Here is an 11,828-nt window from a genome sequence, read left to right as displayed (position 1 = left end):
TTCGCGGGGGAGTAGCGTGCCGGTGGCCCGGCGGCGACACCCCCGCCGGTCACGACGCGGGAAGGAGCACGGATGACGGTCGTCACGAAGGTCGCCGACCTCGTCGGCAGGTGGTTCGCGGTACTGGTCCTGGCCGGGGCGCTCGTCGGTCTCCTCCTCCCGGAACAGACCGCCCCCGTCGTCCCCCACGTGCCCCTGCTGCTCGGAATCATCATGTTCGGCATGGGCCTCACCATGCGCCCGGCGGACTTCACCGTCGTCACCAGACACCCCGGGACCGTCCTGCTCGGCGTGCTCGCCCAGTACACGGTCATGCCGCTGCTGGGCTGGGGCATCGCCCACGCGTTCGGGCTGCCGCCCCTGCTGGTGGTCGGTATGGTCCTGGTCGGCGCCTCGCCCGGCGGCACCGCCTCCAACGTGATCGTCTACCTGGCGCGCGGTGACGTGGCGCTGTCGGTCGCGATGACCTCGATCTCCACCATGCTGGCACCGTTCGTGACACCGCTGCTGGTACTGGGACTGGCCGGTTCGACCCTGCCGGTCGCCGCGGGCGACCTGTTCCTGTCGATCCTCCAGGTCGTGCTGCTCCCCGTCGTCGCCGGCCTGCTGCTGCGCACCTTCGCCGAGCGCGTGGTGAGCCCGCTCCTCCCGCTGATGCCGCTGGTCTCCGTCACCGGCATCGTGCTGGTCGTCGCCGGGGTCGTGGGCGCCAACGCCGACGCCGTGCTGGGCACCGGCCTCCTCCTCGCCCTGGCCGTGGTCGTGCACAACACCCTCGGCCTGACCGTCGGCTACCTGGTGGGCTACTTCGGCCGGATGCCCGAAAGCGCACGCCGCGCCGCGAGCGTGGAGGTCGGCATGCAGAACTCCGGCCTGGCCGCCAGCCTGGCCACCACGCACTTCGAGCCCCTGGCCGCGCTGCCCGGGGCCCTGTTCTCGGTCTGGCACAACCTGTCCGGCGCCGCCGTCGCCACCTACTGGGCCCGTAACGCCCCGGGGGACGCCGAGGAGGCCGCGGAGCCCGAGCGCCCCTGACACGCCGAGGGTTGCCCCGGTCCGGGTCCGCATGACACGCTCTGCCTCCGACATCCCCCGAGCAACGCGAGGACGTATCACGTGGCCGCCCGGAAGAAGAAGCGCAAGCCCGGACGCGGAAGAACCGACCTGCACCGCGGTCCCACCCGCGACCCCGGACCCACGGGGAACGTGGGCTGCTACTTCATCCTCTTCGCGATGCTCGCCATCGGCCTGGTCGTCCTGCTCCTGGAACTCCTCGGCTAGCACTGTGAGGGCCCGCCCCCCGTGATCTTGCTACCAGGGGCAACTTCGGCGCCGAAGTAGCCCCTGGTAGCAAGATCACTGGTGAGGAGACCCCTGGCGCACACCGGTGACGCTCCCGCCCAGCCGCCGAGGGCCCGGCACCGCCTCCCACGATTCCCGGATCCCACACCTGCCGGACCTGGCCTGAACCGGCCAGCAGTGATCACACGAAGTAGTCGCGCGAACACCGCAAGCCTGTAAGGCTGGTGCCATGTTCGCGTGTCACCGCATCGCCCCCTGCTCCGGGATGCTCGTACTGGCCCTTCTGTCGACCCCGGGTGTCCTCGTCGAACGAGTCGTCGCCCTCGCGCCGCCCCCGGACCCGCCGGGTGTCACCGCGCCCCTCCGCTGCCCGGGACCCCGACGCACCCCGACCCGGCTCCGCGTCCACCGTCCGCGCAGGCCCCCGCACTGCGGATACCACTGACCCGGGAAAGGAACAGCGTGCGCCACCGCTCCCTCTCGCGCAGAAGAACCGGCCTCCCCCAACCCCGCGGCGACAGATGCCCCTGACCACGAATCCTTGCTCGCCCCCGAACAGCCCGCTGACCCCCGTCAGCGGGTGACGGGGGTGCCAACACGGGAATCTGCCGGAGACACTCGGGGCTCAAAAGGACCGGACGGGTCCCGCGGTGAACGGAACCCATGGGACACCCGCACCAACGGCTGCCCCACACGCCCCGACCCCTGAGTCACACAAACACCAGAGGGGTACGGGACTACCCCGAGAATCGCAAGGACCCCCGTGCCCGGAGTACCCGAAGGGTTTCGGAGGACCATCCGGCAGAATTCCAGAACCCTGCCCTGAACAGCACGGACTCCTCCCGCCGTGCAGGACTCACGCCCTGGAACACGTCAGGGGCCCGGCCCGGGTACATCCCCCCGGCCGGGGCCCGCCCCGCTCGTCCGTGCGCGGTACGGATCACGGAAGGCGCGTGCTGCCCGCACGGCGTTGGTGCGCCTTCACGCACGTCGCAGGCGGTGAACCGAAAACCGTGCCGAAGATATCCGTTTCTTCCTCATGTTTCGCCCGGTGAGGTTATATTTCTTGGAATTCAGAGTTCCCTGGTGGGAAATGGCAGGTGGGAGCCTTGGCGGGCTGGGAAAGGGTGGTAATTTTCGCGATCGGTGACACGGAGAACGCCAGATTCGTTAGAATTTCAGCCCCCGACTGTTGGAGTCCGAAATGAACGAACGCTTTGTTCGCACGGTCGAAGTGCCCCTGGATGACGGGGGTACGGAAACGGTCCTCGTGCAGATCGTCGGAGTGGACGACTCCCTTGTGCGGGTGGGACGCGGCGATCGTTCCCTGGCACGGGCCAAGAGGTCCTTCGGGCAGATGCTCGACACCGTGCGACCTGTGGCGGAGAACTTCGTCGGACGGTTCAAGGACATGGCCGACGCTCCGGACGAGATCGCTCTGGAGTTCGGGATCTCCCTGTCCGCCGAAGCGGACGTGGTCATAGCCAGTACCACCACCGAGGCCAATTTCTCCGTGAGTCTGAAGTGGAAGAACGTGTGAGGTCTTATGTCAGCCGATAACCCGGGGCGCGGATTCCGGGGCCTCTCAACGGAGTGACGGGACAGCGATGACGGAAGCGGTGCCACGGAGCACGGACCAGATACTCGCCTCGGGGGTCGTCCGGGTCGCGGGACGGGACGGGCAGCCCCGCGGCACGGGTGCCCTTGTCGCACCAGATCTGGTGCTGACCTGCGCTCATGTGGTGTCGGACTGTCTGGGATCCCCCCGGCGGGACCCGGTGGAGGTCGGGGCCAGGGTCATGGTCGACCTTCCGCTGGCCGGACAGGCCGCCCGCGGCCTCGGCCCGAGGGTGGCCGAGGTGGAGCGGTGGATACCGATCAGGCCCGACCGGACGGGAGACATCGCGCTCCTGCGGATGCGGGACCCCGTCCCGGGCACCCACCCCCTGCCCTTGGCCGACCCCGACGACATGTGGGACCACCGGGCCCGGACGGTGGGGTTCACCGGTGGTGAGCCGACCGCGCTGTGGTTCCGGGGGGTCCTGAGCGGGACGACGGAGGAGGGCTGGGTACAGCTTTCCCGAGCCGACGGGCAGGTGGCCCATGCCAAGGAGGGGTTCAGCGGGGGGCCTGTCTGGGACGACGAGCTGGGTGCCGTGATCGGTCTCGTGGTCGCGGCGCAGGCGGAACGGGAAGCCCAACAGGTCTTCGTGCTGCGTACCGGAACGCTCCTACGTGAGCTGCCCGAACTCGAGACCGTCCTGCTGCCGTCCGCTCCCTTCCGCGGGCTGGCCCCTCTGGGGGAGGGCGACTCGGACATCTTCTTCGGTCGGGAGGAGGACGTCGACCGGGTGGTCACGGCGCTGCGCGGTGGACATTCCGCCGTCACCGTGTACGGCCCTTCGGGCTGCGGCAAGTCCTCTCTCGCCGTCGCCGGTGTGGTGCCGAGGATGCGCAGGGACGGACACGAGGTTCTGGTGGTCGACGTGGGCCGCACCTCATCCCTGAGGGCGGCTCTGGCGACGGAACTCTTCACCCTGGCGGTGTCGGGCCGTTACGGGGTGGAACAGGCACAGCAGGCCGACCCGGACCGCATACGGCGGTGGTTGGACAAACTGGGGCTCACGGACACCTTCCACCGGGTGACCGGGCAGCAGGGGACGAGCGTACTGGTCGTGCTCGACCAGGCCGAAGCGCTGTTGAACCTCTCCGAACCGGAGATCGGGCAGGACGTCGCGCTGCTGTTCCCGGAACGGCGGACGGACGGCTTCCAGGTGCTGCTCACCCTGCGCGCCGACTTCATGGACGCCGCACTGAGCCACCCGGAGCTGGGACCCGCGCTACGGCACGGCACCACGCTCCCGCTCACACCGATGACCCGGGACCAACTGCACGCGGTGATCACCGAACCGATCAGACGTATCCCGGGGGTCGAGTACGACCCCGGGCTGGACCAGCGCATCCTGGACGACACGGGCCAGGACCCCGGAGTCCTCCCGCTGTTGGGCTTCGTCCTGGCCAAGCTGTGGGAGCGCCGGACCGGTGGGCGGCTGCGGGCCGAAGCGTACGAGGAGCTGGGACGGGTGCCCGGCGCGCTGCGCCGCCACGCCGAACAGGCGTGGCAGGCCTGCGTCAGGCCGGGAGAGGAAACCGAGGCGCGCCTGTTGCTGACCGGCCTGGTGCGCGTCCTCCCCGGCGGCGAGGCACCGCTACGGCGCGTCCTGACCCGCGAAGAGGCCGGTGAGCGGCGTTGGGAACTGGTACGGGTGTTCGCACGGGCCGACTGGCGCCTGCTGGTCCTGCACGGCGGCGACGGCCGCCCCCAGAGCGCGGAGCTCTCCCACGAGGCACTGATCACCGCCTGGCCGGAGCTCGCCGAGGAGGCCCGGGCCAGCGCCGGTTTCCTGGCAGGGCGTGCGGAGGTACAGCACGACCTGGAGCGGTGGCGCAGCGCGGGCCGTCCCGCTGATCTGTTACTCCGGCCCCTCCAGCTCGCGGCCCTGGAGTCCAGCCTCCGCCAGCGGGAGGCGGACCTGACCGGGGAACAGCGGGAGTTCCTCGCCCAGGCCCGCCGGCGCCGACGGCGGCGCCGTAACGCCATGGCGATGAGCGGGGTCGCGGGCGCCCTGGTCCTCGTGCTGATCGCCGGATTGATCGTCTTCCTCGTCCAGGAGTCGAACGTGCGAGCGCAACGGGAGGCCGAGGGGCTGTCGCGCTCGCTCGCCATCCAGTCGGACCAGATGGTGGAGAGTAACCCCGTCCAGGCAGCGCTGGTCGCACTCACCGCCTACGAGGTCGCCCCGACCCAGGAGGCCCGCAGCGCGCTGATGCGCCGGTACGTGGGGTTCCAGGAGGCCGAGTGGTCCCTGTCCGGCACGGAGGGGCAGATCCAGGAAGCGAGCATGAGCGCGGACGGCGCGGTGACACTGGTGCGGAGCGAAGGCGGCCGCGCGACCCTGTTCGTGCGTACGGACGAGGGCGCGGTCAGACAGGAGCAGCTCGGCCTCACCGAGAACGTCCTGGCCCCCGTGGTCAGCCGTGACGGTCGGCGGATCGCCTACGTGTACGAAGTGGACGGGGCCGTGGTCTGGCACGAGGTGACTCCGGGAGGCCAGCGGTTGCTCGGCCCGCCGAACCGGCTCGAGGGGGCGCTGACGGAGCGCTCGATGGGGGTGACGGTCTTCGGTGACATGCACATCATGGACTTCTCGCCGGAGTCCCGGTTGCTGGTCGGGGCGTCGGCGGCGGACTCGGACCAGCCGGTCCAGGTCTGGGACCTACAGACGGGGCGGCCACGGGAACTCCCGGAGGACACACCCCGACTGACGGAGGTGTGGTTCGGTCCGGACGAGGACACGCTGGTGGCCGTGACTGCCGGTCCCGACCTGATGGGCGGCGCGGTGGTGACGATCGACGTCGGCACCGGGACGGTGCGTGAACTGACGGAGGATGTCGATACCCAGTACGTCGGGGTCGCGGGGGACGGCAGCGTGGCTGTGGTCTGCCGGAAGGAGGAGAGCGCCGCCGACTCCGACGGGTACACGCCGAGCGAGGCCCACTACCAGGCCGTACGGGTGGCGGACGGGCAGGTGCTGGGGGAGCACAGTGAAGGGGAGAACTCCTCCTGCGCCGACACAAGCGTCTCAGGACGGGGGGAACGGTTCGTGCTCCCGGGTGTGGGTGAGGGTTGGGTACTCGTCGACACCTCGGGTCAGGAGGAGGCGGCGCGGCTCCTCGGACCGCACAGGTATACGAACAGAGGTCAGTTGCCCCTGCTGGGGACCGCGAGTGAACCGGTCCTCGTCACCTGGGAGGCGAACGGGGTCACCGGATGGAAGATGGCCGAGGACAGCGGTGAGACCAACCACGGCAATCCACGCCTGATCGGTGACGGGAGCACCATGGTGGTCCGCCTGGGCCCGAACGGCGCCAACCTGAGTGTCCTGGAGACCGAGGGCGAGGGGCGAACCCTTGCCAGTGTGGACCGTGACATCTCCGTGCCCGCGGAGATCGAGCAGGAACTCCAGGTCAACCGGGCCGAGACGTTGGTGGCGGACGTGGCGGACCGCAACCGGATCACGGTCTACGAGCTGCCCTCGCTACGCCAGGTGAGCGAGTTCACCACGGTTCCGCCACCCCCCGGCACGGAGGGGAGACCGGGGCGGTTCCTGTTCCGGTTCCTGGACGGGGACCAGCTCATGACGCTCTCCGGAGCGACCCTCGAACACTGGGACGCCCGCACCGGGCGCCGGTTGTCCTCCCTGGACCTGGAGGACCTGCGGCTCACCGAAGAGGAGGAAACGTACTACTCCGTCTCCAGCCATCCCGAGCCGGGTCACGTGCAGGTCAGTGCTGACGGGGAGCACGTCCTGCACGCGGTGGACCTGGCCACCGGCGAAAGGAAGGAAGAGCTCGCTGTCCGACTCGACGACGTCGAAGCGGCGATCTTCCTCGAGGACCCGCACTACGTGGCCGTGCTGACCACGGGCAGAATGGTGGAGCTGTGGTCGGTGCCCCCCGATCGGGACCCCACCAGGGTGGTGGGCTCCTTGGGGCCGCTGAAGTCGAACCGGTGGACGCTGACCACGCCCGGAGGACCCGTGTTCTTCCTGGCCAGCGACAGCACCGCACAGTTCCTGTGGGCGGACGACCCCACACGCAGGGAGACCTACCAGTTCGACGCGCCCCAGGCTTTCCCAGCGGTGACCCGGGACGGCCAGGCGCTGCTGCGGACGCCCATCGAGGGTGGCTGGATGAGTCTGCTCCGCCTCGATCCGGAAGTGTGGAAGCGGCACCTGTGCGCCGTCACCGGTCGTGAACTCACCGACGACGAGGCCGGTGCGCTTCCTCCGGATCTGCCCGCCGAGGTCTGCGCACAGGGTTCCTGACCCCGGCGGGCAACATGGGGCTGGACTCGGGATCCGATCCGCTGCCCTGACCGGCGGGGAGAGCCTCCGACCTCGCCCGGACGGTTCCGGGGAAGGCCCGGAACCGTCCGACGGTGTCAACGGACGCCCTACTCGTCCATGAACCGGTGCCCGAACTGCTCCAGCCGGGTCCGGGCCCGTCCCAGCTCCTCCTCGGTGAACAACGGCGCGAACTCCGACCGCAGAACCAGCGCCTCCACCGTCAGGTCCAGACGGCCCCGCTCCCACAGGTTGGCGAACCCGTCGGAGACCGCCGGGGAGTTCAGCAGCTTGCGGGCGGTACCCAGCGGCCCCAGTTCGGAGACCATGCCCAGGAAGAACGAGGCCGTGTAGTCGGCCTCGTTCTTGGCCTTCTCGTACACCGAGAGCATGGCCCGGCCGAAGTCGGCCGTCTCGGGCCCGCTGCTGAAACCCTCCTCCAGTTCCTCCCGCTCCGATTCCCCGGCGGCCTCCTGGCCCAGCCGGTTGACGAATCCCAGCAGTGAGTCCACCGAGGTGAAGACCTCATAACCCAACTCCTGCAACCTGGGCAGGTCCGCCTGTTCGGGGTCCAGCTCCAGGACCACGGGCTTGCCCAGGCCGTGCTGGAGGCCGTCCGGCCAGAACGCCTCCGCCTCGGCGATGGCCCCGCCCCGCTCCGGGTCGTTGATCTCGGCGTCCAACTCCGGTTTGGCGAACCCCAGCCGGAGCAGCTCGTCGACCAGCTCCTGGACCTGCACCGAACGGGCGTCGTCGGGCTCGCTGCTCAGGACGGTCACCGGGCGGAGCGTCTCCTCCTCGGAGCTCTCCGAACCCGCGGCCAGGCCGCCGAGGAAGTTCTCCGCGGCCTCGGCGAGCAGTTCCCGGCGCGCGGCCAGGAAGTCCTCGTAGTTCTCCACCTTCCACAGTTCGGGGTCGGTGGGGATCCACTGGGAGGCCAGAACCCCGGGGTGGCGCGCCTCCACCTCGGGGAAGTACTCCTCGGGCGTGCGGTCGGAGACCTCCAGGTTGGTCTGCTGGGTGAGGAAGCAGAAGTTCGCGATCGCGTTCACCTGCCTGCTCTCGTACCTGTTGCGCAGCACCTTCTTGGGGAACACGTGGTGTACCTGCAATGAGGACAGCCGTCCCAGGGACTCGGCCTTCAGCTCCAGCCCGCTGCCGAAGTCCCGGGCGCCGTGCACCCGGGTCAGCATGTACAGCAGCGGGTAGAACCGGGCTCCCTTGGTGGCGCCCTCGAAGTCGTGCGGGCGGATCTCCAGGTTCCCGCCCCGCAGTCGGGCCAGGGCGTCGATCAGGCCGTCCACGCCGGAGCTCTTCAGGATGTCGTAGTCGACCTGGAGGTAGGTCTCGGTGGAACCCGTGTACCTGCCCCACAGGGCGCTGTGCACGTACCAGTACAGGACCCGGTCGCGGTGCCGGGCGTCGTCGAACCGGCCCCCGTTCAGCTCCAGCAGCCGGGAGACCACCGGCAGCGCGTAGCGCCCCATCAGCACCCGGTCGTGGTCCAGGCCGAGCCTGCCGGAGACCGCGTCCAGGAACGTCCCCACGTGGTTGACCGAACCCTCCAGCGCCCGCTGGAAGGTGGGTGCGTCGACCTTGTCCAACGCGGTGAACAGGGCCCTGCCCGTGGCGACGGCGGTGGCGTTGCGCAGCAGCCAGTCGAGGCTGAACGAGAACCCGGAGCCCTCCCAGCGGCCCAGCGCCTCACGCATCGAGGTGCGCGCGTCCGGCCACTGCGCGCACAGCTTGGCCAGCGCCAGGTCGCCCTTGGACAGCTTGGTGCCGCCTGAGTTGACCCGGTTGAAGATGTCCACGACCTCGTCGACGGTACGGTCCGCCCCGGTGATCTCCTCCTGCGGGAAGTTCTTGTCGACGATCTGGTTGAGCCGGTTGAGCCTGGTCAGGTACAGTTTGGCCCTGTCCGGGTCGTCGGCGAACCGGGTCAGGTAGGGCACAGGGCCCTGCTGGAAGAGTTCGGTGACGTCCACCCAGTGCGGGTTGTCGTTCATCTTCAGCGGCCGGTGGAACTCGAAGACCTCGGTCTCCACGTTGAACTGCAGACCGGTGAACGCCTTGTCGTCCCCCTCGAAGAACGCGGGGGCCCGTCCCCGGATCACCCCGTACAGCGAGGAGATCCGCTGTTGGCCGTCCAGCAGCAGCAGGTGGGTGCCGCTCCCGGTGCTGCCGCCGCGAACCGCCATCTCCTCGGCCGAGGTCTCCCACAGCAGGAGACTGCCCACCGGGTGCCCCAGGTACATCGACCGCATCAGGCCGCGTACCTGGTCCCGGTTCCACACGTAGCCGCGCTGGAACTCCGGCAGCAGCACCGTGCCGGCGTCGATCTGGTCGAGGAGCATGGACAGTTTCGCCATGGGGGCTGTCTTTCTCGTCGGGGGTTCTGCTTCAGGTACAGGGGGTGCTCAACGGTCCAGGACCGCTTCGAGGAAGGGGCTCGGGGCACGGTGCCAGCTCACGCTCAGCTGCTCGCGCGCCCGCGTGCACGCCACGAACAGCAGGCTGCGCTCCCGCAGCAGGTCGCGGGCGTGCGCGCCGGGGTCCTCCTGCTCAGGAGTGACGCTGCGCGGGGCGGGCAACTGCCCACCGCCCGCGCCCACCACGGCCAGGCAGCGGAACTCCAGCCCCTTCATCCGGTGCATGGTGCCGACCGAGACGGCGTCGGGTACCTGTCCCCTGGCCAGGGACCGAGCGGACAGACCGGCCTCCTCCAGCGCCAGCACGGCCTGGTCCACGGTGTGGTTGGAGCGGGCGGCCACCCCGATCTCTTCGGGCAGTACCCCGGCCTCGACCCAGGAGCTCACCGTCTCCTTCAGGTGCCCCAGTTCCGCCTCCCAGGTGGCGGCGCCGTGCAGGGCCGGTTCCTCCCCGCGGATCTCGGACCGGCAGCCGGCGATCGAGTCCAGGCCGCCGTCCATGTCGTCGACGGGCTCTCCGAGGACCAGCCCCAGGCTCCACCCGAGGATCTGTGCGGTGGTCCGGTAGTTGATCCGCAGCTTGCTGGAGCGGCCGAGGATGTTCACCCCGACCTCCGCCAGACTGACCTTGGGGCCGTACACCCTCTGGTGGGTGTCCCCGGCGATGAACAGGTCGTCGCGGTCCTCCGCCACCGCCGCCCGCAGCAGCCGCCACTGCCCCGCGTGCAGGTCCTGCGCCTCGTCCACCACCACGTGCCGGAAAGGCTTCTCGGTGCGTCCGGCCAGGATCCGGGCGGCCTCCTCGCCGACGGTCTCGTGGGTCCACAGCCCCCGCTCGGTGAGCAGGTTCCGGAAGGAGTGCACCGCCTGCCACACCTGAGCCTTGCGCGCCGCGTTCAGCCCGCGTCCCCGCCCGGTGCGCTTGGCCTCCAGATAGGCCTGCGCGTTCTCGACCCGGCGGGCCAGCACCACCTGGCGCCACTCCGCGGCGAGGAATGAAGGGGACAGGTCGACCCCCAACGCGTCCACGACCTCCTGCCACAGCCTGCGCTCGCGCCCCTGGTCCAACAGGTCGGGCTGGCCGTGCACCTCCCTGAACACACGGTGCGCCAGGCGGTCCACGTGTTCCACGCGGATCCGCCCCAGGAGCTCCTCGGGGTATGCGCTCTGGGACTCCACCAGCAGCCGCAGCTGGGCCTCCAGAGCGGCCGCGAGCGTGGAGGTGAAGGTGGTCAGCAGGACCTCGCCCTCCTCCCGTTCCGCCAACTCCCGGGCACGGTGCAGCGCCACCACAGTCTTGCCGGTCCCGGGGCCGCCGCTGACCCGGGCGGGGCCGCCGTAGGACGCCTCGACCACCGCCCGCTGGGCCGGGTGCAGGTAGATCCGCCACAGGTCGAAGGGCGTCTCCAACGCCGCCGTCAGCTCCTCGGGGCCCTCCACCAGCAGCACGCGGTCGGGGCTGCGCCGCACCGCCGCGTCCAGGTCCTCGGGGTCCACCTCGCCCTCGACGATGGCCGCGCCCATCTCCTCCCAGACCTGCTCGGGGGTGAGCCCCGCCGCCAGCCCGTACAGCACCTCCCACTGGATGGCGGGCAGCAGACCGCGGGCCGCCTCCAGCTGGAAGACATCGGTCAGGGTCTGGGCGAACACCATGGTCTGCTCGTCCACGCCCAGGCGGCGCAGGTCCGCGTCGCTCACGTCCTCGAACAGCCGGGTCGGGACGTTCTGCGCCAGGCGTTCCAGGTGGGGGAGGCTGGCGTCCAGCGCGGCCACGTCGCGGAGCTCGATGCCGCCCGTGGCGCGGTTCACCGTGGCCCTGCGCGTCTTGGCCCAGTGGTAGGCGTCGTCGTGGGGCAGGACCTTCAGGAGCAGGTAGGTGTCGCCGCTCTCCGGGGCCAGCAGCACACCCCGGTAGAACTGGTCGATCCGGATGGTGCGGAACCGGCCGTCGCGCGCGTTGTTGATCTTCTCCAGGTGCAGGCCCGTGTGGGTGGCCTGCTCGAACTTGGCGAACACCTGGATGACGCGTTCGCGCACAGGCTTTTCCAGGGCGGCGAACTCCGTCAGGAATTCCTTGGCGATGGCGAGCTGGGGCACGGCGTGCCTTCCTCGTCGTGGGGGTGAAATTTGCGGGTTTGTCCCGTGGGGTGTGGCTGGGCACCACCGGGGGTGTTCTCGAGCCCGAGGG

General features: G+C 69.9%; 6 protein-coding genes. 4 read left to right on the top strand and 2 right to left on the bottom strand.

Features of this window, described 5'->3' with window-relative positions:
* The first annotated feature begins 72 nt into the window (after positions 1–72).
* The 4 genes from IE195_RS12515 to IE195_RS12500 all read left to right on the top strand — a co-directional run bounded on the left by IE195_RS12515 (position 73) and on the right by IE195_RS12500 (position 7,190).
* Positions 73–1,035, top strand: a complete 963-nt coding sequence (locus IE195_RS12515; protein ID WP_191270923.1) for a bile acid:sodium symporter family protein — start codon at positions 73–75, stop codon at positions 1,033–1,035.
* Between the two features lie 81 nt (positions 1,036–1,116).
* A complete protein-coding gene (locus tag IE195_RS12510) occupies positions 1,117–1,281 on the top strand; it encodes a hypothetical protein (protein ID WP_191270921.1) in 165 nt (54 codons plus the stop codon).
* Positions 1,282–2,506: 1,225 nt separating this feature from the next.
* Positions 2,507–2,842: a CU044_2847 family protein gene (locus IE195_RS12505; RefSeq protein WP_191270919.1), complete on the top strand. Its 336-nt coding sequence runs from the start codon at positions 2,507–2,509 to the stop codon at positions 2,840–2,842.
* Between the two features lie 79 nt (positions 2,843–2,921).
* Positions 2,922–7,190, top strand: a complete 4,269-nt coding sequence (locus tag IE195_RS12500) for a serine protease (RefSeq protein ID WP_229826184.1) — start codon at positions 2,922–2,924, stop codon at positions 7,188–7,190.
* Positions 7,191–7,318: 128 nt separating this feature from the next.
* Here the strand turns inward: IE195_RS12500 and IE195_RS12495 are convergent, their stop codons facing one another.
* Complete coding sequence (locus IE195_RS12495) at positions 7,319–9,580, bottom strand: GmrSD restriction endonuclease domain-containing protein (protein WP_191270914.1); 2,262 nt, start codon at positions 9,578–9,580, stop codon at positions 7,319–7,321.
* Positions 9,581–9,628: 48 nt separating this feature from the next.
* Entirely contained in the window at positions 9,629–11,737 is a 2,109-nt protein-coding gene (locus tag IE195_RS12490; RefSeq protein ID WP_191270912.1) for a UvrD-helicase domain-containing protein, read from the bottom strand.
* Positions 11,738–11,828 lie beyond the last annotated feature (91 nt).

The organism is Nocardiopsis terrae (assembly GCF_014651695.1).
In the GTDB taxonomy this organism is placed as follows: domain Bacteria; phylum Actinomycetota; class Actinomycetes; order Streptosporangiales; family Streptosporangiaceae; genus Nocardiopsis; species Nocardiopsis terrae.
Note: the sequence above shows the minus strand (reverse complement) of the source record. Positions and strands in the feature narration are given on the sequence as shown.